The following is a 25,081-nucleotide window of genomic DNA, read 5'->3' as shown; positions in this document are numbered from 1 at the left end:
GATAGATCCTGTCGCTCCCCGCTACCACCACCGGTGCAATGGGCGGACCTCTTGGCTGGTTGAATGGGGACATGCCCCTTGATCCCGAGATCGCCGCGAGGCTGAAGCGCAACGGCGACGGGTTGGTACCCGCGATCGTCCAGCAGTACGACACCGGCGAGGTCCTCATGCTCGCCTGGATGGACGACGAGGCGCTGCATCGCACCCTGACGACGGGCCGGGGCACCTACTGGTCGCGAAGCCGCCGCGCGTACTGGGTCAAGGGCGACACCTCCGGGCACCTGCAGCACGTCAAGGAGGTGGCGCTCGACTGCGACGGCGACACGGTCCTGGTCAAGGTCGACCAGGTCGGCGCCGCCTGCCACACGGGCGACCGCACCTGCTTCGACGCCGACCGGCTCGACCTGCCATGACCTCCTCGGACGGTACGGCGGAGCCACCGCCTACCCCCGACCCCACAACCCCTGGCACCCAGGGTGACTCCGAGGCCGCTCCGGACGCCGGTACGCGGCAAGACGGCGGCCCCGAACCATCCGCCGCCACGACGCATCAAGATCAGACGCGCGACCCAGCGAGCGCACACCAGCCGGGACCCAGCACCCAGGATCGCCACGAATCGACGCGTGAAGGCGGGGCGCGGGCCGGGGTGCGGGAGTTGTGGATGTGGGTGGCGGGCACTGGGGTCGGGTGTCTGCTGGTGCTGTTCGCGGCCAGCCGTAGCTGGGTGAGTGTGAAGGGCGCCGGGGTCGTGGCGCCGACCGGTGGGGACCTGAGCCCGGCGCTGACCCCGATCGGGCTCGCAGGACTGGCTGGCGTGGTGGCCGTGCTGGCGACCAGAGGCGTCGGCAGGCGGATCATCGGCGTCCTGCTCGCGCTGTGCGGTGTGGCGGCCGCGGCGAGCGCGTGGACGGCCGCCGGGCGGGCCACCGTACTGGAGTGGCTGCGAGGACACAATGCCGTTCAGGCCGCGGCGGGGATCGTCTGGGAGCCGGTGAGGTTCTGGCCGGTCGTGGCCGTGACGGGGGCGGTGCTCATGGCCGCGGGCGGGATCGTGGCGGTCGTGCGCGGCGGCAGGTGGACGGGCATGTCGGCCCGCTACGAGCGCCCGGGAGGCGCCGCGGCCAAGCCCGACGACCGCTCGATGTGGGACGCCCTCGACCGGGGTGACGATCCGACGGATTCCCGCTGATCATCCGCTCCGGTCTGGTCACGAATCATCCTCGGTGTGAACCGTCCCCGGTGCGGCCGGCGTTTTCTCAATAGGCTGCCTCTGCAACTCGCCACGATCACACGAGGAGCCAGACAGGATGAGCTACGGGGACCAGGGCGGCGGCGGATACGGTGCCCAGCCTCCTGGCGGCGGCTACGGCCAGCAACCCGGCTACGGTCAACAGCCGGGAAGCGGCGGGTACGGCCAGCAATCTGGTTACGGCCGGCAGCCCGGCAGTGGGGGATACGGCGAACAGCCGGGCAGCGGTGGGTACGGGCAGCAGCCCGCGTCCGACGGCTACGGCCGCCCGCTGCTGTACGGCCAGCCCTACAGCCAGCCGAACTACCAGCAGAACCCCTACGGCCAGCCCCCGTACGGCCGGCCGCAGTACGCCGCGCAGCCGGCCAACGGCCTGGCCATCGGCTCGCTCATCTGCGGCATCGTGGGCCTGCTGTTCTGCGGCCTGACCAGCATCCCCGGCGCCATCCTCGGCCACCTGGCGCTGAGCAGGGCCAAGAAGTCGGGCGGCGAGGGCCAGGGCCTGGCCATGGGCGGTCTGATCACCTCGTACGTGACCATCCTGCTCTGGGTTCTGGGCTGGCTGATCTTCGGCGCCGCGCTCCTGGCCGCCATCGGGATCGGTGGTGCGGCATCGACCTCGGGCTACTGACCGGCGACGCCGGGCTTGCAGTCAGATCACAAATCGTCCGCATGATGGGCGTTATTCCATGTAGATCGCGGTTTGTCGCTAAGGTGTCGCGCGCAACTCGCCAGCATGACCAATGAGGAGTACACGAGCATGAGCTACGGAAACCAGGGGGACGGCGGCGGTTACGGCGCCCAGCCGCCCGGCGGCGGCTACGGTCAGCAGCCGCCCAGCGGTGGCGGTTACGGCCAGCAGCCCCCGAGTGGCGGCGGTTACGGCCAGCAGCCCCCGAGCGGTGGCGGCGGTTACGGCGGCGGCTACGGTCAGCAGCCCCCGAGCGGTGGTGGTTATGGCCAGCAGCCGCCCAGCGGTGGCGGTTACGGCCAGCAGCCCCCGAGCGGCGGCGGCTACGGCCAGCCCCCCGGCGGCGGTTACGGCCCGCCCCCCGGCGGTGGATACGGCGAGTACGGCGCGCCCCAGACGCCGCCGGACAACCATCTGGTCGCCGCGATCCTCACCACCCTGTTCTGCTGCCTCCCCTTCGGTATCGTGTCGATTGTCAAGTCGTCGCAGGTGAACTCGAAGTGGCAGGCCGGTGACTACCAGGGCGCCATCCAGGCCTCGGAAGAGGCCAAGACGTGGTGGAAGCGAGCGCTGATCTTCGGCATCATCGCCGAGGTCGTCCTCATCATCCTGTACATCATCCTGTTCGTGGTCCTCGCGTCGACCGTCCCGAGCAGCACGTACGGATACTAGGCGTCGGAATCAGCATGGGCATCGCCAACATCGAGCGGCGCGGCACCGATCGGCTCAGATCGGTGCTCGCGCCGCTCGGCGTGGCCGGTGCGGCCGCGGCCGTCACCACCCTCGTCGGCATCGTCGACCCGAACCAGCCGGGCCACTACCCGACCTGCCCGTTCCTCTGGGTGACGAGCCTGTGGATCCCGGGCGGCCTCTACTGCCCGGGGTGCGGCACGCTGCGCGCGATCCACGCGCTCGCCCACCTCGACCCCGTGGGCGCGCTGGACATGAACCCGCTCATGGTGGTCATGCTCCCGTTCCTGCTGTTCTGGTGGGGGCGCTGGATGATCCGCGCCCTCCAGGGCAGGCCTCGCAAGACCACGCTCGCCCATCCCGCGTACGTGTGGGCCTTCCTCGGCGTCGTGCTCGTGTACTGGGTGGTCCGAAATCTCCCCTTTGGGGCCTTCCTCGCGCCGTAGATGGGGCCCGGTGGCTAGGTGACCTCGGCGAGGCCGATACCATCGCAAGACAAGGCCGGGAGCGGACGCCGACGCGAACTCCCTGCCAACCCCCTACTGTCGACCGGAGGGACCCCAAGCGCGTGAGTGAGCCGACCGAAGGACCGAGTGTCCTCGACGACATCCTCGACGGGGTGCGCGCCGACCTCGCCGCACGCCAGCAGGCTGTCTCGCTTGACGAGCTCAAGCAGCGCGCCGAGCGGGCTCCCACGCCCAAGGACGCCTACGCGGCGCTCGGCGGCGCCAGGGTGTCGGTGATCGCCGAGGTGAAGCGTTCCAGCCCGTCCAAGGGCGCGCTCGCCGCCATCGCCGACCCGGCCGCGCTGGCCGCCGACTACGAGGCGGGCGGCGCCCACGTCATCAGCGTGCTGACCGAGCGGCGCAAGTTCGGCGGCAGCCTGGACGACCTGGCCGCGGTCCGCGCCAGGGTCGACATCCCGATCCTGCGTAAAGATTTCATCCTGACCTCCTACCAGCTGTGGGAGGCCCGCGCCCACGGTGCCGACCTGGCGCTGCTCATGGTCGTCTGCCTGGAGCAGGAGGCGCTGGTGTCGCTCATCGAGCGGGCCGAGTCGATCGGGCTCACCCCGCTGGTCGAGGTGCACACCGAGGAGGAGCTCGAGCGGGCGGTCGCGGCGGGGGCCAGGATCATCGGGATCAACGCCCGCAACCTGAAGACGCTCGAGGTCGACCGCGACGTCTTCGCCAAGCTGGCGCCGAAGGTCCCCGACAATGTGCTCAAGATCGCCGAGTCGGGCGTGCGCGGCCCCCACGACCTGCTCGCCTACGCCCGCGCGGGGGCCGACGCCGTGCTGGTGGGGGAGAGCCTGGTCACCGGGAAGGACCCGCGCAGGGCCGTGGAGGCGCTGGTGACGGCCGGGGCCCACCCGGCGACTCGTCCCGACCATGGATCAGAGGGATAACAAGTGAGCGAGATCCTCACCGCCGCCGACCTGGCGGGTAACGGCGCCCACGGCGACGACCCCGACCTGCACGGCAAGTTCGGCATCTTCGGCGGCCGCTACGTTCCTGAGGCGCTCATCCCGGCGCTCGACGAGGTCGCCGCGGTCTACGAGAAGGCCAAGAACGACGCGCAGTTCATCAGGGAGTTCGACCACCTGCTGCGCACCTACGCGGGCCGGCCGACGACGCTGACCGACGTGCCGCGCTTCAGCGAGCAGGCGGGCGGCGCCCGGGTCATCCTCAAGCGCGAGGACCTGACCCACACCGGCGCCCACAAGATCAACAACGTGCTCGGCCAGGCGCTGCTGACCAAGCGGCTCGGCAAGACCCGGGTGATCGCCGAGACCGGCGCGGGCCAGCACGGCGTGGCCACGGCCACCGCCGCGGCGCTGCTCGGCCTGGAGTGCGTCATCTACATGGGCGCGGTCGACTGCGAGCGCCAGGCGCTCAACGTGGCCCGCATGAAGCTGCTCGGCGCCAAGGTCGTCCCGGTGCACAACGGCAGCAAGACGCTCAAGGACGCCATCAACGAGGCGTTCCGCGACTGGGTCACCAACGTCGACACCACCCACTACCTGTTCGGCACCGTCGCGGGCCCGCACCCGTTCCCCGAGATCGTGCGCGACTTCGCCCGCATCATCGGCGTCGAGGCGCGCCGCCAGATGCTGGAGCTGACCGGCAGACTGCCTGACGCGATCTGCGCGGCCGTCGGCGGCGGCAGCAACGCGATCGGCATCTTCCACGCCTTCCTCGGCGACCAGGGCGTCCAGCTGCACGGCTACGAGGCGGCGGGGCGCGGCCTGGAGACGGGCGAGCACGCGCTCACGCTCACCGCCGGCTCGGTCGGCGTGCTGCACGGCTCGCGCACCTACGTGCTGCAGGACGAGGAGGGCCAGACGATCGATTCCCACTCGATCTCGGCCGGCCTCGACTACCCGGGCGTCGGCCCCGAGCACGCCTGGCTGAAGGACTCCGGGCGCGCCACCTACCACGGCATCACCGACGACGAGGCCATGCAGGCCTTCTCCCTGCTCGCCCGCACCGAGGGCATCATCCCGGCCATCGAGTCCTCCCACGCCCTGGCCGGCGCGCTCAAGCTGGGCCAGGAGCTCGGCCCCGAGGCTACGATCTTGGTGAATCTGTCCGGCCGCGGTGACAAGGACATGGGCACCGCCATGAAGTACTTCGGGTTGTGAGATGACCACTCTTCAGACGGTGTTCGCCAAGGCCAAAGCGGACAACCGGGCCGCGCTCGTGGGTTACCTGCCCGCCGGGTTCCCCACCAAGGAAGGCGCGGTCACGGCCGCCGCCGCGCTGGTCGAGGCCGGCTGCGACGTCATCGAGATCGGCCTGCCGTACTCCGATCCGCTCATGGACGGCCCCACGATCCAGGACGCCGTGCACCGCTCGCTGGTCAACGGCACCCGCATCGCCGACGTGATGCGCACCGTCGAGGGCGTCGCCATGACGGGCGCGGCCACGCTCGTCATGACGTACTGGAACCCGATCGACCGCTACGGCGCCGAGCGCTTCGCCCGCGACCTGGCCAACGCCGGGGGCACGGGCACGATCACGCCCGACCTGACGCCCGAGGAGTCGGAGCCGTGGCGCGCCGCCTCGGCCGCGGCCGGCATCGACACGGTGTTCCTGGTGGCCCCCAGTTCGACGGAGGCGCGCATCAAGGCCGTGGTCGACTGCTGCACCGGGTTCGTGTACGCGGCGTCGCTGATGGGCGTCACGGGTGCCAGGGAGACGGTCAACGTGGCCGCCGAGGACCTGGTCCGGCGCACCCGCCAGCACACCGACCTGCCGGTGTGCGTGGGTCTGGGCGTCGGCACCGGTACGCAGGCCGCCGAGGTGGCGGCCTACGCCGACGGCGTCATCGTGGGCTCGGCCTTCATCCGCCGCATGCTGGACGCCCCCGACGAGGCCGCGGGCCGCGCCTCGATCGGGGAGCTGGCCCGCGAGATGGCCCAGGGCGTCCGCAGCAGGGGCTAGCCCAGCTCGGGTTCGGCGCGGATCTCCGGGTCCGCGCCCACCCTGTCCAGTTCGAGCAGGACGACCTCGTTCGTGCCCGCCCGCAGCAGCGGCGCGGGCACGTACAGCGTGCGCTGCGGCCCGCGCTCCCAGTAGCGGCCCAGGCAGAAGCCGTTGACCCACACGTAGCCCTTGCCCCAGCCGGGCAGCGCCAGGAAACCGTCGGCGGGTTCGGCCACCTCGAGGGTGCCCCGGTAGAAGGCGGTCGGCTCCCCGGCCAGGCCCGGCTCGAAGGGCACGCCCGACACGTCGTCCAGCGGGATCGGCACGGCCGTGACGCCGTTGAGGTACTGCTGGCCGTGCAGGATGCCGCCGACGATCCCCTTGGCCTCGCCCACGGCGGGCCCGAAGTTCGTCCGCCCCATCGACTCCACGAGCAGCTCGACGCTCACCCCGCCCGGCACGTCGACGCCGCCGGGCACGTCCCGCTCGAGGACCCCCATGGGCTCGCCGTCCACGAACACGTACGCCCTGTCGTGCAGCCCCCGCACCGTCACCGGGTACGGCTGCCGCGGCCCGGGGATCGTGGTGCGGTAGAGGACGAGCCCGTGCTCCAGCCCGAGCTCCTCGAACGTGGCCGGCACAGGCCCGGTGACCTCGGGCAGGGCGAGCTTGGCCAGCGCGTCGCGCAGCCGTACCGAGTGCGTGAGCCGCACCCGCGACGGCGGCAGCGTCGCCGGGGCCGGAGGGACGTCCGGGACGTCCGGGTTGTAGCGGGACAGGATCTCGCGGAAGCGCCAGAACTTCTCGGTCGGAGCGCCCTGCTCGGAGATCGGCGCGTCGTAGTCGTAGGAGGTGATCGTCGGCCGGTAGGCGCCGGTCGCGAGCTCGCCCACCTGGTTGGCGCCGGCCCGCGTGCCGAAGGACGTGCCGCCGTGGGCCATGTAGAGGTTCACCGAGGCACCCGCGGCCAGGATCCGCTCCAGCGTGTCCGCCGCGCTGTCGGCGTCCCGCGTGACGTGCGGCTGGCCCCAGTGGTCGAACCAGCCGCACCAGTACTCCATGCACATCAGCGGATCGTCAGGCCGGTGCGCGCGCAGCGCGGCGAAGTGCCGCTCAGGCTCGGAGCCGAAGTTCACCGTGGCCAGCACGCCCGGTAGCGTGCCGCCGGTCAGGTGCCAGTCGGCCGAGCCGTCGGAGGTGAACAGCGGCACCTCCACGCCGTGCGCGGACAGCAGATCGGCCAGGTGGCGCAGGTAGTCCTGGTCGTCGCCGTAGGAGCCGTACTCGTTCTCCACCTGCACCATGATCACGTTGCCGCCCCTGGTGACCTGCCGTTCGGCGATCGCCGGGATCAGCTGCGCGAAGTAGCGGCCGACCTGGCGCAGGTACTCGGGGTCGCTGGTCCTGATCCGCCCGCTCAGCCAGTACGGCAGGCCGCCGTTGTCCCACTCCGCGCAGATGTAGGGACCCGGCCGCACGATCGCCAGCAGGCCCTCGGCCGCCGCGGCGTCGAGGAACGCCCCGACCTCCGCCAGCCGGGCGAACTCGCCGGGACGCGGCTCGTGCAGGTTCCACGGCACGTACGTCTCGACGGTGTTGAGCCCCATCGCGCGCAGCATGCGCAGCCGGTGCGGCCACTGCTCGGGCAGGACCCGGAAGTAGTGCAGCGCCCCCGACAGGATCCTGAATTCCTGTCCGTCGAGGTGGAAGGCGCCGTCCTGAATCGCAAAAGTTCGCATCGCTATCCTTACAGGTAGATCTGCCCAGGATGGTGCGGAGTCGCGGGCGCGGGCCATGGACAAAGCGCGCCGGATGGTTGGACGAATCGAGAGGGCGGCAGTGCCAGGCCGGTTCCGGCAGTGGATGCACTTCCTCACGCCGAGCGAGGCCCACCGCAGGCTGGGCCTGGTCTGCCTGGGCGTGGGACACCAGGAGGGCCGGTTGCCCACGGTCGGCCCGCGCACCCTGCACAAGCACGTGGCCGTCGTCGTGACCGAGGGCGGGGGCTGGTTCCGCCAGGGCGGCGAGCCGGAGATCGAGGTCGTGGCGCCCGCCGTGCTGTGGCTCTTCCCCGGGGTCGAGCACCACTACGCGCCCGGCGAGCAGGGCTGGACCGAGTGGTTCTGCGACTTCACCGGGCCCGCCGTGGCCGCCTACCAGGACCTCGGCTTCCTCGACCCGGCCAGGCCCGTCATCCCGCTGACCGCCGCCGACGCGGCCGTGCACGCGATCGGCCGCATCGCGCAGGCCTGCCGCAGGGGCGGGCCGTACCTGGAGGTCGAGACGTCGGCCGTCGTGCACGAGGTGCTGGTGGCGCTGCGGCAGGCCCGCGCCGACGAGGACCCGGCCGGGGAGCCGGTGCTGCAGTCGCTGGGCAGGGACGCGTGCCTGCCGATCTCGGTGGCCGAGCACGCCCGCCGCCTCGGCATGCCGCTGGCCGACCTGCGGGCCGTGGTCAGGCGCCTGACGGGCTCGAGCCCGAAGGACTACCTGGTGTCGGTGCGGCTCAACCGGGCCAAGGATCTCCTGGCCGGCTCCCGGCTGCCCGTGGCCGCGGTCGCCCGCCGGGTGGGATACGACGACCCCGCCTATTTCACCCGGATCTTCACCCGCCGGGTCGGGCTGCCGCCCAGCGAGTTCCGGACCCAGGAGTCCTGGCTGGCCTGACCGCCACGGCTGCCTAACCCGCGCTGCTCGTTTGTGGGTATTCGCGGCGAAAACGGCGCGCGAATGCGACTATGCATGCGGCCATCGCCGCACCAGGCCACGTCGCGCACCGGAAGGACCCGCATGCGCCCGAGCTCCGCAGCCCTCTTAGCCCTGCCCGCCCTCGTCTGCGCCACCGTGATCGTGCCCCTGGCCGCGCACGCCTCTCCCGGCGAACGCGCGGCCCTACCCGCCGGAGCCCAGGCCATCGCCCCGGCCCACGTCGCCCACGTCACCCACGCAGCCACGCCTCCGTCGCCGGTGCCGACGCCGAAGAACCCGCTGCCCTCGCCGGAGATCTCGCCCACCGGGCCCACGCCGCCCCCGCCGACCGTGCAGAACATCAAGCCCGAGCCGCAGGCCGCCGTGTCCGCGCCCGCCGTCATCTCCTCGCCGCAGCTGACCGTCGCGCTCGACCCCGCCTTCCCGCGCGTCCTGCGCTACACCGACCGCGCCGGCGGCGCCACGCTCGACGGCGGTACGGCCGTGCCTGCCGTGGTCCTGAACGGCCGGCCGTACAACGTGACCGGCGCCCTCAGTGGGAACGACGGCAGCACCGCCCGCTACAGCCTGAAATTTCCGGACCTGGACGGTGTCGGGCTGGACGTGTCCATCGGGGTGAGGGGGCGGGTGACCACGTTCCGGGTGGACGCGGTCAGGAACACCGACGCCTTCCGGATCAACACCCTCGACCTGCCGGGACACGACCTGGTGTCCGTGGCGAGCACCCAGGAGGGCGCCGCCACCGCCTTCACCAGGCTCGACCCCAACTCCACCCGCACGGCCGACGTCTTCGCCCAGGTGACGCCGCAGACGGCCCCGGACGCCAACCCGGTGGGCGCCAGCTACGCCATCGTCAACACGGCCAGGCTCGCCGCGGCCGTCGAGACGAACTCCACCTACGACAAGCCGAGCGGCCCCACCGACAAGGACGCCGCCCGCCTGTGGCACCAGGCGAGGAAGGACGCCGACGGCACGGTCAGGGTCGGCGTGTGGAGCGGCCAGTGGACCTACCGCGGCACCGGCTCGCCCTTCACCGAGAACCTGCCCTGGGCCAGGGTCGTCGTCACCCCCGACGCCAACGGCGACCACACGGTCGACTGGCAGGACGGCGCGATCGCCTTCCGCGGCATCGAGATCAAGGCGCTGGGCGCCGACCAGACCAAGGAGCGGGTGGTCGCGCACATCCCGTTCAACTTCTCCAGCCAGGCCACCCACCCGTTCCTGCGCACGCTCGACGACGTCAAGCGGGTCTCGCTGGCCACCGACGGGCTCGGGCAACTCGCGATACTCAAGGGCTACCAGTCGGAGGGCCACGACTCGGCGCACCCCGACTACGGCGGCAACTACAACCGCCGCGCCGGCGGGCTGGCCGACCTCAACACGCTGCTCAAGGCGGGCAGGAACTGGAACGCCACCTTCGGCGTGCACGTCAACGCCACCGAGTCCTACCCGGAGGCGAAGAGCTTCAGCGAGTCGCTGGTCAACGTCAAGGCCAAGGGCTGGAACTGGCTCGACCAGTCCTACCAGATCGACCAGCGGGCAGACCTGACCAACGGCACCCTCGCCAAGCGCTTCCATCAGCTTCGTGACGAGACCGACCCCAACCTGGCCTTCCTGTACGTGGACGTCTACCGCCCGTTCGGCTGGGTGGCCGACCGGCTGCTTGCCGAGCTGCGCGCCCAGGGCTGGCAGGTCGGCACCGAGTGGGCCGACAAGCTGGAGCGCGGCTCCCTGTGGTCGCACTGGGCCAACGACCTCAACTACGGCGGAGCCACCAACAAGGGGCTCAACTCGCAGATCATCCGCTTCATCCGCAACAGCGAGAAGGACGTCTGGAACGCCCACCCCATCCTGGACAACGCCCGCATCGTCGAGTTCGAGGGCTGGACCGCGGAGAACGACTTCACCGCCTTCTACCGCAACATCTGGGAGCACAACCTGCCGGCCAAGTTCCTCCAGCACTACAAGATCATGCGCTGGAAGGCCGACGAGATCGACTTCACCGGCGGCGTCAGGGGGACGTTCACGAACAGCAGGCGCGAGCTGTTCGCGGGCGCGCACAAGGTCTACGACGGCGGCGCCTACCTGCTGCCGTGGGAGGGCAGGTACTACCACTACAACCCGGACGGCGGCACGACCACCTGGGACGCCGCCGGGCCCCTGCGGCTCTACAAGCTCACCGACCAGGGCCGCGTCCCGCTGGGCGTCCTCGCCCCACGAAACGGGAAAATCTCTCTAAATGCTGACAAGGGCCAGCCGTACGTGCTCTACCCGGTCGGCAAGCCCCCCGCGGCGCACGCCCCCGACTGGGGCCAGGGCAGCGGCGTCAGGGACCCCGGCTTCAACGGCGTGAACACCTGGGACACCAGCGGGCCCGTCAGCGTCAGGACCAACCAGCTCGGCCAGCGCGTCGCCGTCCTCGGCGGCGGCGCCCCCGCCCGGATCCAGCAGCGCCTCACCGGCCTCGAGCCGGGCCGGGCCTACACCGCCTCCGCCGAGATCGAGATCGAACCCGGCACGACCCGCCGGACGACGCTGGCGGTCGGCGAGGCCGCCATCGGCCTCGACCGGTCCACCGCCCGCAACTACATCGCCTCGGACGAGAAGCACGACACCTACTTCCAGCGGGTCCAGCTCCACTTCACCGCCAAGGCCGGCAGCGCGGACCTGCGCATCGAGGCCGCGGACGCCGCTGGCGAGGTCAGGGTCGACGACGTCAGGCTCGTCGCGAGCGACCCGCCCGGCGACAGCGACGGATTCGAGTCCGTCGACCAGGGGTGGGGCCCGTTCGTCAAGGGCGACGCCGGCGGCTCGTTCGACGCCCGCACCCACCTTTCCGAGCGGCACGAGCCGTACACGCAGAAGGGGTGGAACGGCAAGACCGTCGACGACGTGCTCGACGGCGACTGGTCGCTGAAGTCGCACGAGGAGCGCGAGGGGCTGGTCTACCGGACCGTGCCGTGGACCGCCCGCTTCGAGCCGGGACACGCCTACGAGGTGTCCTTCGCCTACCAGAGCGCCCAGGCGGAGACCTACAGCTGGGTGACCGGCTACGACAAGGGCAGCGCCAGTGTGGAGACGAGGCGGACCCCGCTGCCCGAGCAGACCACCACTGCCCGCTTCACCGAGCGCGTGGTCGGCGCCTGCGGCGACGTGTGGGTCGGGCTGCGCTCGCTCAAGCCCGAGCAGGCGGGGGCCGACTTCGTCCTGGACGACTTCGCCGTCAAGGACCTCGGGCCCGCGCCCGACGCGCCCGCGTGCGCCTCGCTGACCGTGGTTCCCGCCTCGCCGTCGCTGGAGCAGGGCACGGCCAACGACGTGACCACCACGTTCCAGAACCTCGAGGACACCGCCCAGGACGTCAAGGTGACGCTCGCCGTACCGGAGGGCTGGACCGCCGCGGGGGACGGGAACGGCCGCGTCGAGCCCGGCGGCAAGCTGGTCACCGTCTGGAAGGTGACGCCGCCCGCCGACGCCGCCTACCAGACCTACGAGCTGAAGGCCGTGGCCGCCTACGCCGGCCGGAGCGTGGACGCCTCCGCGGTCGTGCGGACCCTGCCGCCACCGCCCGCCAAGGACGCCTACGCCAGTGACCTGGACTGGGTCAGCGCCGACAACGGCTGGGGGCCCGCCGAGCGCGACGAGGAGAACGGCGACAAGGCCCAGGGCGACGGCACCCCGATCACCATCGGCGGCCAGGTCTATCCCAAGGGCCTCGGCACGCACGCGCCGGCCAGGATCCGCTACTTCCTGGCGGGCAGATGTACGGCTTTCGCGGCCTTCGCCGGCGTGGACGACAGCCAGGGCGTGCGCGGGTCGGTCCAGTACGCCGTGGTGGCCGACGGGGTGACCAAGGCGCAGAGCCCGGTGCTCAAGGGTCCCGACCCGGCCTACGAGCTCAAGGCGGACCTGGCCGGCGCCCGTTATGTCGATCTTGTGGTGACCGACGGTGGCGACGGCAACGGCAACGATCACGCCGACTGGGGAGGCGCGCGGTTCAGTTGCGGCTGACCAGCACATTCGGCTTAGCTGAGCCTTATCCTTAACGTGATCGGATGTGGTGCGGGTACTGTGCGCATCCCGGCGCAGAGACAGAGGAGAGCACCCGTGACCGCGTCGCAACAGGCACACAGCGTCAGAGTGGCGATACCCTGGGTGACGACCGTCGCCCGGTTGATACTCGGCGTGACGCTGATCGTGGCCGGTGGGCTGAAGATCGGCAGTCCCGCCGAATCGGTGGTGGCGGTCAAGGCGTACCAGCTGCTGCCTGACTCGGTCGCCACGATGGTGGGCTACGGCCTGCCGATCCTGGAGATCGTGGTCGGGGTGCTGCTGGTCATCGGCCTGCTGACCAGGGTCGCCGCCGTCGTCGGCACGCTGCTCATGGCCGCCTTCGTCTTTGGCATAGCCTGGGCGTGGGCCCATGGGCTGCGCATCGACTGCGGCTGTTTCGGGGGAGGCGGCCAGCTGCCCGGCGGGCAGGAGCCGCAGTACCCGCTGGAGATCCTGCGGGACTTCGGGCTGATGCTGTGCGGCGCCTGGACCGTCCGGTTCGCTTCCGGACGGTTTGCGCTCGACTCGGCACTGGGGCTGGCCGGCCGTACATATCAGGTGGAAGAGGGGGAGAGCTACTGATGGGCAAGGGCGACCGCGAGAAGTCGGCGCGCGAGAAGATCAGGGAGCAGCAGGCCGCCGACCGTGCGCGGGAGCAGCGCAAGAAGGTCGTGACCTACTTGAGCGTGGGGGTCGTCGCGGTCGCGGCGGTCGGCCTCGGCTGGTGGTACACCGCCAGCCAGTCCACCTCCGAGGCGGCGGGTGACACGGCGCCGACGACCGTGCAGTCCGACGGGTCCGTCGTGATGGCCAAGGAGGGCGTCGTCGCGCCCGTGGTGGACATCTACGAGGACTTCCAGTGCCCCGTGTGCAAGCAGCTCGAGGAGATCAGCGGCTCCACCTTCAGGAACCTGGCCGCCGAGGGCAAGGCCAAGGTCGTCTACCACCCGATCACGATCTTCGGTGACGACCCGATGAAGAGCAACTCCATTCGCGCCGCCTCGGCCGCGCGCTGCGTGGCCGACGGCAAGCAGTGGCTGGCCTACCACGACCTGCTCTACAAGAACCAGCCCACCGAGGGCACCGAGGGCTTCAAGATCGACCAGCTGGTCGGCTGGGGCAAGGAGGCGGGGGTGACCGCGCCCGGCTTCGACGCCTGCGTCACCCAGCAGCAGAAGGCGTCCGCGCACATCGCCTACACCGACAAGACCCTCAAGGACCAGAAGATCCAGGGGACTCCGACGGTCAAGCTGAACGGCAAGGAAATGGACCTCAGCGTGGTCTCCAAGCCCGCGCAGCTGCGCGATACGGTCACGAAGGCCGCCAAGTAGCCCGGTGTCCGCTACCCTCACCGACATGCCCCTTGCCTTCATTCCCAGCCCTTCCCAGGGGGTCTGGTACCTCGGATTCATCCCGATCCGGGCCTACGCGCTGTGCATCGTGCTCGGCGTCGTCGTCGCCGTCTGGCTGAGCGAGCGCCGCTGGCGCGCTCGCGGCGGCGAGAAGGGCACGATCGTCGACATCGCCGTGCCCGCGGTGATCTTCGGCCTGATCGGCGGCCGGCTCTACCACGTCATCACCGACTGGCAGACCTACTTCGGCCCGCGCGCGATCAAGCAGCCGTACCAGGCCCTGTTCATCTGGGAGGGCGGCCTCGGCATCTGGGGCGCGATCGCCCTCGGCGGCGTCGGCGTCTGGTGGGCGTGCCGGCGTCGCGGCATCTCGCTCTCCGCGGTGGCCGACACGGTCGCGCCCGGCATCGCCTTCGCGCAGGCCATCGGGCGCTGGGGCAACTGGTTCAACCAGGAGCTGTACGGCGGGCCGACCACGCTGCCCTGGGCGCTGGAGATCGACCCCCAGCACCGGCTGCCCGGGTACGAGAACGTGGCCACGTACCACCCGACGTTCCTGTACGAGTCGATCTGGGATCTCCTGCTGGGCTTCTTCCTGCTGTGGGCGGGCAAGCAGTTCGTGCTGCGGCACGGGCGGCTGTTCGCGCTGTACGTGGCCGGATACACGCTGGGGCGGTTCTGGATCGAGGGGCTGCGGATCGATCCCGTCGGCGGGGTCGACCACGCGGTGACGTTCCTCGGGCTGCGGCTCAACCAGTGGACGTCGATCGTGCTGTTCGTCGGGGCGCTGGTGTACTTCTTCCTGACGCGGAACAAGCAGACGGAGGAGATCATCGTGCCCGCCTCGGCGGGGGGAGCGGTGGATCCCGCCCATCCGTCGGACCAGGCGGATGCCGCGGACCTGCCCGGGTCATCTTCGGACGAATCGGATACGGTGACTGAAACCGCATCTGAAGAAGCGTCCGCTTCCGAGCCGAAGGAAGCCGAGGACGCGGCGGAAGCCGTACCCGCGGAGCCCGAGACGGACTCCGTGCCCGAGGCGGCGGCCGTGCCCGAGGCGGAAGAGAAGAACTCGCGATGAGCCAGCGCGCGGAGATCCACCACCAGCACCGCGACGTGACCGGCGGCTGGCTGCGGCCGTCGGTGTTCGGCGCGATGGACGGGCTGGTGTCGAACTTCGCGCTCATCGCCGGAGTCGCCGGCGGCACCGACGACACCAAGGTCATCTCGCTGGCGGGGATCGCCGGGCTGGCCGCGGGCGCGTTCTCCATGGCCGGCGGCGAGTACGTCTCGGTCGCCAGCCAGCGCGAGCTCGCCCTGGCCGAGATCGCCGTCGAGAAGCGCGAGCTCGAGCGCAACCCTGTCGCCGAGCAGGCCGAGCTGGCGCAGACGTTCGTCGCCCGCGGCGTCGCGCCCGACCTGGCCGCCGAGGTGGCCAGGCAGATCTCCGAGAACCCCGACCAGGCGCTCAAGGTCCACGCCCAGAACGAGCTCGGCGTCGACCCGCACGACCTGCCCTCGCCCAGGCTGGCCGCCGTCTCGTCGTTCCTGTCGTTCAGCGTCGGCGCTCTGCTGCCGCTCCTGCCGTACCTGCTCGGCGTGACCAGCCTGTGGCTGTCCGCGGTGCTGTCGTGCGTGTCGCTGTTCGGCGCGGGCGCGCTGGTGTCCACCGTGACCGCGCGCAGCTGGTGGTACACGGGGCTGCGCCAGCTCTTCGTCGGCGCGGTGGCCGCCGGGCTGACGTTCGGGCTCGGCAACCTGATCGGGGCGTCGGGCCTGTGACCACCAGGACACGCAAGCGGCGCAGGCCGCCGGCTTCCGACTGGCAACTGCCCGTCCTGACCGACCTTGGCTTCCAGCCCAAGCAGCAGAAGCTCCTGGTGATCATCGCCTCGATCGCCGGGGTGCTGGCTGCCGCCGTCGGCCTGACGCTCGTCGTCACCTCCCTCGGCAGCGGCTACGCCCCCGAACGGCAGGCCACCGCGGCCATGCTCGACGCGGGGACCACGCTGCCCGAGGTCTTCCACGGCTGGGCCTCGCCCAAGGGTCTCGAGCCGATCGGCGACCGGGCCAAGGACACCAAACCGCTGACGGAGAAGGAGGTCTTCGCCCAGAAGACGCTCACCGGCGGCAAGAAGCTCACGCTCAAACTGGGTGGCACCAAGCTCGACACCGACTGCACGGCCGCCCTGTGGGGCGCCGAACTGCTCGACGAGCTCGACGGCTGCACGCAGGCCGCGCGCGCCGCCTACACCAGCGCCGACGGCCGTTACGTGGCCCAGTACACCCTGCTCAACCTGCAGAACGTCAAGGCCGCGGGGGACTTCGTCGAGTCGCTCAAGACGCTCTACCGCGGCGGCTGGGTCCGTCCGCTGCCGGAGGCCGCCTTTCCCGCCGGCGGCCACAGCGAGGGCGGCGCCTACGCGCTCGGGCACTACGTCGGCCTCGTCTGGATCGGCCGCGCCGACGGCGCCGAGCCCACCCCCAAGGACGACTTCGTCTCCCTCACCCTCACGCTCCGCGGCGCCGAGAAGGCCGTCTACCGCCGCACCGTCGACATCGCGGGCCCGTCCTCATGACGCCCCGCGTGGATGGCGTCATGACGCCCTGCCGTACCCGCGTGGACGGCTTCATGGCGCCCTGCCGTACCGTCGCGCCCAGGGGGCCGAGATGCCGCTTCGCGTAGTGATCCCGCTGGCCGTGGCCGTCCTGGCGGTGTGCGGCGTGGGCGCCTGGTTCCTGACCCACCGCGCCGATCCCCGCCCGGCCTCCTACAGCGGCGAGCCCACCTCGGCCATGTACGCGGTCATCGACTCCCGCCAGCGCGACGCCGCTCCCTTGTCCCTCGGCGAGCTCTTCACCGCCCCCACGGTCGGCGGCCTCCGCAAGCTCACCTCGGAACAGCTCACGGACTGCTCCGACGCCCTGTGGGGCATCGACGCGCCCGGCTGCACCCAGGCTCTGCGCGCCACCTTCGCCTCGGACCAGGTGGCGGGCGAGTTCGTCATCTTCAACCTCCCTGACGGCCACGCCGCCGACACCCTCGTCGCCGCCCTGTCCCACTCAGGCTTCGTACGGCAGGCCACCCCCTTCGACGCCTCCCACAGCCGAGCCCAGGCCCGAGCCCTCGGCCACTACGTCACGGTCACCTGGGTAGGCCCCACCCACTCCACCACCCCCGACCTCCTCCAACCTCTCGTAGCCCTCGACACCCTCGGCCACGCCATCCAGCCCCGCGTCATCGCCGCCACCTAGCAGCCACCGCCCCGAGCCGCTCCCGAACACATGGACCTCCCCTGACAGCGGCGCCTCCGGCTCGGACACCGTCCTTAAGGGCTCACACCTCCAGCACGCACAAACCCCTCACCAAGACGAGGACGGTCCTCCTTCAGGACTCCACCCACTCACGACGCAGAATCGCCCTACACGAAGCCCACTCCTGAACCCCCACCGCTCTGCGAGACGGGAGCGCCCTCCGGAGTCCCCACGAAGCCCACACCCCGACGCACCTGGCCTACCACCAGACCGATGCCGCGACCGCCGCGGGCATGCTTACGCCGCCTTCATCCGTCCGGACGTGTCAGGCGCCGACCTTCAGCTGGTGGACGCGTGGTCCGGTGATCCCCATGATCGCCGCGGCATCCCGTTCGCTGAGTCCTGCAGACGTCAGCTCCCGTGCCAGCGATCTGGCGGCCTCCAAGCGACGGCGGTCATGCTCGGCGGCCAGCTCCACCTCCCGCTGATACGTCGCCAGCGATGGCGCCATGTCTTCCGGCAGGTCGTAGACGAAGGTGATGTCGACTTCCTCGTCTTCCCAGATGAACGCTGCGGAGTCGCGGGCCTCGGCATGCAATCCACGCAACGTGGAGGCCCCCACCGACCCGAGCACACCGGGCGTACGTCCCTTCCAGCGCCCCCGCTCGTAGGTGACGGTATAGGTGATGGTCTTGACGGTCACGAGCGCCCCTCCCTCGACAGCAGCTCGGCCAGTACGGTGAGGATCTCTTCCCATTCTTGCGGGTCACCGCCACGGTCAAGCGCGAGAACGATGCCAGGCGGCGGGAGTATCTTGCCATCGGTCAGCCGTCGTGCCCGGATGGTGAAGCCGTTCAGCGTCGGGTGAGTGTCAGCGAAGAACCCAGCCTCCCGGATGATCTTCTTGGCGCGGCCGAGCGCCTGTTGGAAAGCAGGTAGATCATCGCTCGTAACCTTAGCATAGTGAGCTTAGCGCTTGTCGCTAAGCCTGTTTAGCAATGATCCGCCTTTGTTCACATTGGTGCGAAGTGGCTGGAGGGATTGAGGGGTGGGTGGGGTCGGTAGGCTCGGGGGGTGGAGGTGCGGGAGCTCGTTGGGGCTGCGGGGGTGGATGGGCGGCGGTTGCGGCATGCGCTGACGCTGCTGTGCGACGGTCAGTGGTGGACGCTGGGCGATCTGGTCCGGGAGACCGCCACGTCGCGGCGGGGCATCGAGGCGCTGCTGCGGGCCGTCGAGCTCGAGCGGTACGGCGAGCGGTTCAGGATTCCGCTCGCGCACACCCCGGAGTATCAGGACCTGCTCGCGATGGCGCCGGGGCCGGAGGATCCGGTGGGGCATCTGGTGCCGCACTACCGGCACGTCCTCGAACGGCTGGAGACGCTGATCGCCAAGGCGCCGCGCGGGCGGCACACGCTGGATCACGTGGCGGCCACGCCGGAGACCGTGCTGCGGCGGGCGCTGCTGCTGGGGGCGCGGTTCTGGCTGCCGGGGTCGCGGTTGCTGTGCGTGGGGGACCACGATCTGACGTCGCTCGCCGTACGGATGGTGCATCCGGAGGTCGAGGTGACGGTCGTGGACATCGACGACCGGATCCTGGCCTACCTGGACGAGCAGGACCTCGGGGTGCGGACCCGGTGGGCGGATCTGCGGCTGGGGCTGCCGGGGTCGGTGCGGGAGCACGATCTGGCGATCACCGACCCGCCGTACACGCCTGAGGGGATCGGGCTGTTCGTGGCGCGCGGGCTGGAGGGGCTGAAGGGCGACGGGCGGGTGCTGCTGGCGTACGGGGCCAGCGAGCGTACTCCGGCGCTGGCGCTGAAGGTGCAGAACGCCCTGTCGTCGCTCAACCTCGCCTACGAAGCCATATATCCCGACTTCAACCGATATTTCGGGGCGGAGGCCATCGGGTCGGCCGCCGACCTGTACATCCTGCGTCCCACCACGAAGACGGCTCCCGCGGTGGCGGCCCGCCTGGAGTCCGTCGCCACCGCGATCTACACCCAGGGCCCGCAGTCGATCGAGGCCGAAACCGGGCAACCGGCCGTCGAGCTGGGCGACTTCGAGCCCGACCTCCTCGTCGGCGACTGGCCCAAGAGCCTGCCGCAACCACGGGTCAAGCTGGGGACCTGGCTGGCCAAGCCGTACCTCGGCAAGCAGGGGACCGTGGCGATAGCCGTACCCGCCGGGCTGGAGGCCGCCCTGCCGCGGCTGGTGCTCGCGGCGCAGAGCGCCCACATCCGCCTCTACCTGCCGGAACCTCTCACCTCTCGCGCACCCCTGGAGGCCTTGGCCCCGCTGGCCGAGATCGACGTCCGGGGCGCGATCGTGGACGTCACCCGCCGCACCCCCGACGACCCCGCCGGGCGCATCGCCCACCGCATCCTGTCCCGCGGGCACGGCAAGATCGCCAACGCCTGGCGTGAAGCGCTCATCACCGAGTCGGGTGGCACGCTCACCAAGAACGAGGCCCGCACCCTCATCCGCCGCACGGCCCCCTGGGCAGACGACCTCACCCCCGTCGAGGCCCCCCTCCACCGCCTCACATCCCTCCCCACCGCCATCCACACCACCCTCACGTAACTCCCGCACGGCCGGCCACCTCCTCCCCGCAACTCCCGTACGGCCGGCCACCCCATCGCCGTGACTCCCGTACGGCTTGGCCGCCCACCGCCCACCGCCCACCGCCCCGCGGTCCGCCGACCGCCCTCCGCTGGGCTACGCGCCTTACAGCGCGCCGAGGACCGCCGTTTCGCGTCTCGCCGACCCGGCGCGGGGCCCTGCTGGCGTGGGGTGTGTCGGGTTGAGCGCGGTCTGCGGGGTGTGGCGCCGGGGTTGGTCGGCGGATGGTGGGCTGGTGGGTGGGGGTTTGCGGAAATTTGGCTCGGTGTGGGGGCTGGGGGTGGGGCGGGTGTGGTGTCGGGGGGTCTTGGGGGAGGGGTGGTGGGGTGGGAGGGGGTGGGTGGGAATGTGTTCGGGGTTTGGGATGGTTGGTTTCAGATGTCGGGATTGGTGGCAATGTTCGCAATGCGGACGTGCTGGGCACCATTCCGGCAGGGTGCGGTAACCTCTACCCACAACACGCAGCAGGGCCAACGTCGTCCCCGCCTGTAATGCAGTTCAGACAGACGATGACGACGGGAGGGATTCAATGCCTGCTGCCCATCTCGGATTCCCCGAGCCGCAGGGCCTCTACCACCCCGCCAACGAGCATGATGCCTGCGGGGTCGCCATGGTTGCCGACGTCGCGGGTCGCCGCGGGCACGGGATCGTGGAGAAGGCGCTGACGGCGCTGCTCAATCTGGATCACCGGGGGGCCAAGGGTAGCGAGCCGGACACCGGAGACGGAGCCGGGATCCTGACCCAGGTCCCGGACGCTTTCTACCGCGACGTGGTGGACTTCGAGCTTCCCGAGGCTGGTCGTTACGCCACCGGGATCGCGTTCCTGGCCAGCGACCCCGAGGCCCGTGAGATCGGCGTGCGCATGATCGAGGAGATCGCGGCCGAGGAGGGGCTGACCGTGCTCGGCTGGCGGGATCTGCCGGTCGACCGTACGCTGCCGGGTCCGAGCGCCCGCGCGGTCATGCCGTACTTCATGCAGCTCTTCGTCAGCAGCCGGAACGGCGAGGCGGGGCTGGAGCTGGACCGGCTGGCGTTCTGCCTGCGCAAGCGGGCCGAGCACGAGGTCGACGTCTACTTCCCGAGCCTGAGCGCGCGCACGATCGTCTACAAGGGCATGCTGACGCCCGAGCAGGTCGAGCCGTTCTTCCCCGACCTGTCCGACGGCCGGTACGAGACCGCGATCGCGCTGGTGCACTCGCGCTTCTCGACCAACACGTTCCCGAGCTGGCCGCTGGCCCACCCGTACCGGTACGTCGCGCACAACGGCGAGATCAACACGGTCAAGGGCAACCGCAACTGGATGCGCGCCCGCGAGGCGATGCTCGAGTCGGCCCACATCCCGGGCGAAATTTCCAGACTTTTCCCCATCTGTGACCCGGATGGGAGCGACACCGCGAGTTTCGACGAGGCGCTCGAACTCCTGCACATCGGCGGCCGGTCACTCCCGCACGCCGTGCTGATGATGATCCCGGAGGCGTGGGAGAACCACACCGAGATGGATCCGCAGCGCCGCGCGTTCTACGAGTTCCACTCCTCGATGATGGAGGCCTGGGACGGCCCGGCCTCGATCACGTTCACCGACGGGACGCTGGCGGGAGCCGTACTCGACAGGAACGGCCTGCGGCCGGGCCGGTTCTGGGTGACCGAGGACGGCCTGGTGGTGCTCGCCTCCGAGGCGGGCGTGCTGGACATCCCGGCCGAGAAGGTGGTCAGGAAGGGCCGCCTGCAGCCGGGCAGGATGTTCCTCATCGACACCGCCCGCGGCAAGATCATCGAGGATGACGAGATCAAGGCGGAGCTCGCCGCGGCCCTGCCGTACGAGGACTGGCTGCACGCGGGGCTGGTCCGCTTCGAGGAGCTGCCCGCGCGCCAGCGGGAGATCCCCACGCACGAGGCGCTGGTCAAGCGGCAGCAGACGTTCGGCTACACCGAGGAAGAGCTGCGCGTCATCCTCTCGCCGATGGCCAAGACCGGCGTCGAGCCGATCGGCTCGATGGGCACCGACACGCCCGTCGCGGTGCTGAGCGAGAAGCCGCGCCTGCTGTTCGACTACTTCTCCCAGCTGTTCGCGCAGGTCACCAACCCGCCGCTGGACGCGATCCGCGAGGAGCTGGTCACCAGCCTGGCCAGCGTGCTCGGGCCCGAGGGCAACCTGCTCGACCCGGGTCCCACCAGCTGCCGGCAGCTCGTGCTGCCCTACCCGGTGATCGACAACGACGAGCTCGCGAAGATCATCCACATCAACGACGAGGGCGACCTGCCGGGCTTCCACCCGCACGTGGTCCACGGCCTGTACGAGGTGGCGGGCGGCGGCGAGGCGCTGCTGCACCGCCTGGAGGAGATCTGCGCCGAGGTGTCGGCCGCGATCGCCGACGGCGCGCGCGTCATCGTGCTGTCGGACCGCGGCTCCGGCGACGCGCTCGCGCCGATCCCGTCGCTGCTGCTGACGGGCGCGGTGCATCACCACCTGATCCAGGAGAAGACCCGCACCATGATCGGCCTGGTCATCGAGACCGGCGAGGCCCGCGAGTGCCACCACATGGCGCTGCTCATCGGCTACGGCGCCGGCGCGGTCAACCCGTACCTCGCGATCGAGACCGTCGAGGACATGGGCTTCGGACCCAAGGGCGTGCGGAACCTGATCAAGGCGTACGGCAAGGGCGTCATCAAGGTCATGTCCAAGATGGGCGTGTCCACGGTGGCCTCCTACACCGGCGCCCAGATCTTCGAGGCGCTCGGCCTCAGCCAGGACGTCATCGACGCCTGCTTCACCGGGACGACCTCCCGCCTGGGCGGCGTCGGCTTCGACGTGCTGGCCGAGGAGACGGCGCGCAGGCACGGCCAGGCCTACCCGCGGGTGGAGAACGCGCACCGCGGGCTCCAGGTGGGCGGCGAGTACCAGTGGCGGCGCGAGGGCGAGCCGCACCTGTTCAACCCCGAGACGGTCTTCAAGCTGCAGCACGCCACCAGGACGCGCCGCTACGAGATCTTCAAGGAGTACACGAACCTCGTCGACTCCCAGGCCGAGCGGCTCATGACGCTCAGGGGACTGTTCCGGATCAAGTCGGAGGGCAGGGCTCCGATCCCGATCGACGAGGTCGAGCCGGTCAGCGAGATCGTCAAGCGGTTCTCCACCGGCGCCATGTCCTACGGCTCCATCTCCATGGAGGCCCACGAGACGCTGGCCATCGCGATGAACCGCCTCGGCGGCAAGTCCAACACCGGCGAGGGCGGCGAGGACCCCGAGCGCCTCTACGACGAGGCCCGCAGGTCCGCGATCAAGCAGGTGGCCTCCGGCCGGTTCGGCGTGACCTCCGAGTACCTGGTCAACGCCGCCGACCTGCAGATCAAGATGGCCCAGGGCGCCAAGCCCGGCGAGGGCGGCCAGCTGCCCGGCCACAAGGTGTACCCGTGGATCGCCAAGACCAGGCACTCCACGCCGGGCGTCGGCCTCATCTCGCCGCCGCCGCACCACGACATCTACTCCATCGAGGACCTGGCCCAGCTCATCCACGACCTCAAGAACGCCAACCCGGCCTCCCGGGTGCACGTCAAGCTGGTCGCGGAGGTCGGCGTCGGCACGGTCGCCGCGGGCGTGTCCAAGGCGCACGCGGACGTCGTGCTGATCTCCGGCCACGACGGCGGCACCGGCGCCTCGCCGCTGACCAGCCTCAAGCACGCCGGCGCGCCCTGGGAGCTCGGCCTGGCCGAGACCCAGCAGACGCTGCTGCTCAACGGCCTGCGCGACAGGATCGTGGTCCAGGTCGACGGCCAGCTCAAGACCGGCCGCGACGTCGTCATCGCCGCGCTGCTCGGCGCCGAGGAGTACGGCTTCGCCACCGCGCCCCTCGTGGTCAGCGGCTGCGTGATGATGCGGGTCTGCCACCTGGACACCTGCCCGGTGGGCGTGGCCACGCAGAACCCCGAGCTGCGCAAGCGCTTCACCGGCAAGCCGGAGTTCGTGGTCAACTTCTTCGAGTTCATCGCCGAGGAGATCCGCGAGTACCTGGCCGAGCTGGGCTTCCGCTCGCTCGACGAGGCGATCGGCCACGTCGAGCTGCTCGACACCAGCGCCGCCGAGAATCACTGGAAGGCCGGCGGGCTCGACCTGTCGCCGATCCTGCACCAGCCGGAGCTCCCCGCGGGCACCGCGCTGCGCCGCACCAGTGTGCAGGATCACGGCCTGCAGCACGCGCTGGACAACACGCTCATCCAGCTGGCAGAAGGCGCGCTGCGCGAGCGCGCCCCAGTCCGGCTGGACCTGCCCATCCGCAACGTCAACCGCACGGTCGGCACCATGCTCGGCTACGAGGTGACCAAGCGGTACGGCGGGGCGGGCCTGCCCGAGAACACCATCGACATCAGCTTCACCGGCTCGGCGGGCAACTCCTTCGGCGCCTTCCTGCCCAAGGGCATCACGCTCCGCCTGACCGGCGACGCCAACGACTACCTGGGCAAGGGCCTGTCCGGCGGCCGGATCACGCTCCGCCCGCACGACGCGGCCCCCCTGGACGGTCACATCATTTCCGGAAATGTCGCCCTCTACGGCGCCACGTCCGGCGAGGTGTTCATCCGCGGCGTGGTCGGCGAGCGGTTCTGCGTACGCAACTCCGGCGCCACCGCGGTCGTGGAAGGCGTCGGCGACCACGGGTGCGAGTACATGACCGGCGGCCGCGCCGTCGTGCTCGGCCCGACCGGGCGCAACTTCGCCGCGGGCATGTCCGGTGGCATCGCCTACCTGCTCGACCTCGAGCCCGAGCGGGTCAACAGGGAGATGGTCGCCATCGAGGAGCTCTCCGAGCAGGACGCCGAGTTCCTGCAGGAGATCGTGGAGAAGCACTTCGCCGAGACCGGCTCCCCGGTGGCCAAGGAGCTGCTGGCCGACTGGCAGGCGGCGCTGGCCAGGTTCGGCAAGATCATGCCGACCGACTACAAGAGGGTCCTGGAGGCCGCCGAGGCCGCCCGCATCGAGGGCAGGGACGTGGACGAGGCGGTCATGGCCGCGGCGGTCAAGGGATGAGCGCCCGCATGCCGT

At 70.7% G+C, this 25,081-nt stretch carries 21 protein-coding genes; 19 read left to right on the top strand and 2 right to left on the bottom strand.

Features of this window, described 5'->3' with window-relative positions:
• The first annotated feature begins 71 nt into the window (after positions 1–71).
• The 8 genes from hisI to trpA all read left to right on the top strand — a co-directional run bounded on the left by hisI (position 72) and on the right by trpA (position 6,076).
• Positions 72–413: a phosphoribosyl-AMP cyclohydrolase gene (hisI, locus tag KIK09_RS07820; protein WP_372455574.1), complete on the top strand. Its 342-nt coding sequence runs from the start codon at positions 72–74 to the stop codon at positions 411–413.
• 254 nt (positions 414–667) lie between these two features.
• Positions 668–1,189: a Trp biosynthesis-associated membrane protein gene (locus tag KIK09_RS07815; protein WP_214317916.1), complete on the top strand. Its 522-nt coding sequence runs from the start codon at positions 668–670 to the stop codon at positions 1,187–1,189.
• A gap of 118 nt (positions 1,190–1,307) precedes the next feature.
• Entirely contained in the window at positions 1,308–1,880 is a 573-nt protein-coding gene (locus KIK09_RS07810; protein WP_214317915.1) for a DUF4190 domain-containing protein, read from the top strand.
• A 129-nt stretch (positions 1,881–2,009) separates the two neighbouring features.
• Positions 2,010–2,612, top strand: a complete 603-nt coding sequence (locus tag KIK09_RS07805) for a CD225/dispanin family protein (protein ID WP_214317914.1) — start codon at positions 2,010–2,012, stop codon at positions 2,610–2,612.
• A 14-nt stretch (positions 2,613–2,626) separates the two neighbouring features.
• On the top strand, positions 2,627–3,076 hold the full coding sequence (locus KIK09_RS07800) for a DUF2752 domain-containing protein (protein WP_214317913.1): 450 nt from the start codon (positions 2,627–2,629) through the stop codon (positions 3,074–3,076).
• A gap of 122 nt (positions 3,077–3,198) precedes the next feature.
• Positions 3,199–4,038, top strand: a complete 840-nt coding sequence (gene trpC, locus KIK09_RS07795; RefSeq protein WP_214317912.1) for an indole-3-glycerol phosphate synthase TrpC — start codon at positions 3,199–3,201, stop codon at positions 4,036–4,038.
• A gap of 12 nt (positions 4,039–4,050) precedes the next feature.
• Complete coding sequence (trpB, locus tag KIK09_RS07790) at positions 4,051–5,274, top strand: tryptophan synthase subunit beta (RefSeq protein ID WP_214318083.1); 1,224 nt, start codon at positions 4,051–4,053, stop codon at positions 5,272–5,274.
• Position 5,275: 1 nt separating this feature from the next.
• Positions 5,276–6,076 carry a tryptophan synthase subunit alpha gene (gene trpA, locus KIK09_RS07785; RefSeq protein WP_214317911.1) on the top strand — a complete coding sequence of 267 codons (801 nt, stop codon included), beginning with the start codon at positions 5,276–5,278 and terminating at the stop codon, positions 6,074–6,076.
• On the opposite strand, the gene KIK09_RS07780 is transcribed toward trpA, so the two are convergent.
• The gene (locus KIK09_RS07780) at positions 6,073–7,797 is read right to left on the bottom strand and encodes a glycoside hydrolase family 35 protein (RefSeq protein WP_214317910.1); all 1,725 of its coding nucleotides are present in this window, start codon (positions 7,795–7,797) and stop codon (positions 6,073–6,075) included. The two genes, trpA and KIK09_RS07780, sit on opposite strands and share 4 nt — an antisense overlap.
• Positions 7,798–7,897: 100 nt before the next feature.
• Here KIK09_RS07780 and KIK09_RS07775 point away from each other — a divergent pair, with 100 nt between their 5' ends.
• From KIK09_RS07775 to KIK09_RS07740, 8 genes are all read left to right on the top strand, one after another.
• Positions 7,898–8,725, top strand: a complete 828-nt coding sequence (locus KIK09_RS07775; protein WP_214317909.1) for a helix-turn-helix domain-containing protein — start codon at positions 7,898–7,900, stop codon at positions 8,723–8,725.
• A 123-nt stretch (positions 8,726–8,848) separates the two neighbouring features.
• Positions 8,849–12,778, top strand: coding sequence for an endo-alpha-N-acetylgalactosaminidase family protein (locus KIK09_RS07770; protein WP_214317908.1), 3,930 nt, complete (start codon positions 8,849–8,851; stop codon positions 12,776–12,778).
• Positions 12,779–12,874: 96 nt separating this feature from the next.
• Complete coding sequence (locus KIK09_RS07765; protein WP_308163964.1) at positions 12,875–13,402, top strand: DoxX family protein; 528 nt, start codon at positions 12,875–12,877, stop codon at positions 13,400–13,402.
• A complete protein-coding gene (locus KIK09_RS07760) occupies positions 13,402–14,151 on the top strand; it encodes a DsbA family protein (protein ID WP_214317907.1) in 750 nt (249 codons plus the stop codon). The genes KIK09_RS07765 and KIK09_RS07760 overlap by 1 nt, the downstream gene beginning before the upstream one ends.
• Before the next feature lie 25 nt (positions 14,152–14,176).
• On the top strand, positions 14,177–15,253 hold the full coding sequence (lgt, locus tag KIK09_RS07755; RefSeq protein WP_214317906.1) for a prolipoprotein diacylglyceryl transferase: 1,077 nt from the start codon (positions 14,177–14,179) through the stop codon (positions 15,251–15,253).
• Positions 15,250–15,954 carry a VIT1/CCC1 transporter family protein gene (locus KIK09_RS07750; RefSeq protein ID WP_214317905.1) on the top strand — a complete coding sequence of 235 codons (705 nt, stop codon included), beginning with the start codon at positions 15,250–15,252 and terminating at the stop codon, positions 15,952–15,954. Before lgt ends, KIK09_RS07750 begins: the two co-directional genes overlap by 4 nt.
• Entirely contained in the window at positions 15,951–16,751 is an 801-nt protein-coding gene (locus KIK09_RS07745; protein WP_214317904.1) for a hypothetical protein, read from the top strand. Before KIK09_RS07750 ends, KIK09_RS07745 begins: the two co-directional genes overlap by 4 nt.
• A 91-nt stretch (positions 16,752–16,842) precedes the next feature.
• Complete coding sequence (locus tag KIK09_RS07740; protein WP_214317903.1) at positions 16,843–17,427, top strand: hypothetical protein; 585 nt, start codon at positions 16,843–16,845, stop codon at positions 17,425–17,427.
• Positions 17,428–17,752: 325 nt separating this feature from the next.
• Here the strand turns inward: KIK09_RS07740 and KIK09_RS07735 are convergent, their stop codons facing one another.
• Positions 17,753–18,130, bottom strand: coding sequence for a helix-turn-helix domain-containing protein (locus KIK09_RS07735; protein WP_214317902.1), 378 nt, complete (start codon positions 18,128–18,130; stop codon positions 17,753–17,755).
• Positions 18,131–18,186: 56 nt separating this feature from the next.
• Here KIK09_RS07735 and KIK09_RS07730 point away from each other — a divergent pair, with 56 nt between their 5' ends.
• The 3 genes from KIK09_RS07730 (at position 18,187) to gltB (ending at position 25,066) form a co-directional block, all read left to right on the top strand.
• Positions 18,187–18,366: a hypothetical protein gene (locus KIK09_RS07730; protein WP_214317901.1), complete on the top strand. Its 180-nt coding sequence runs from the start codon at positions 18,187–18,189 to the stop codon at positions 18,364–18,366.
• 141 nt (positions 18,367–18,507) lie between these two features.
• Positions 18,508–20,007 (top strand): bis-aminopropyl spermidine synthase family protein, encoded by a 1,500-nt coding sequence (locus KIK09_RS07725; RefSeq protein WP_214317900.1) that lies wholly within the window; start codon positions 18,508–18,510, stop codon positions 20,005–20,007.
• 568 nt (positions 20,008–20,575) lie between these two features.
• Positions 20,576–25,066, top strand: coding sequence for a glutamate synthase large subunit (gene gltB, locus KIK09_RS07720; RefSeq protein WP_214317899.1), 4,491 nt, complete (start codon positions 20,576–20,578; stop codon positions 25,064–25,066).
• The last annotated feature ends 15 nt before the right edge of the window (positions 25,067–25,081 follow it).

It is taken from the genome of Nonomuraea sediminis (assembly GCF_018531495.1).
GTDB lineage: Bacteria > Actinomycetota > Actinomycetes > Streptosporangiales > Streptosporangiaceae > Nonomuraea > Nonomuraea sediminis.
The sequence above is the reverse complement of the archived record's forward strand: the minus strand, read 5'-3'. Positions and strand labels throughout refer to the sequence as shown.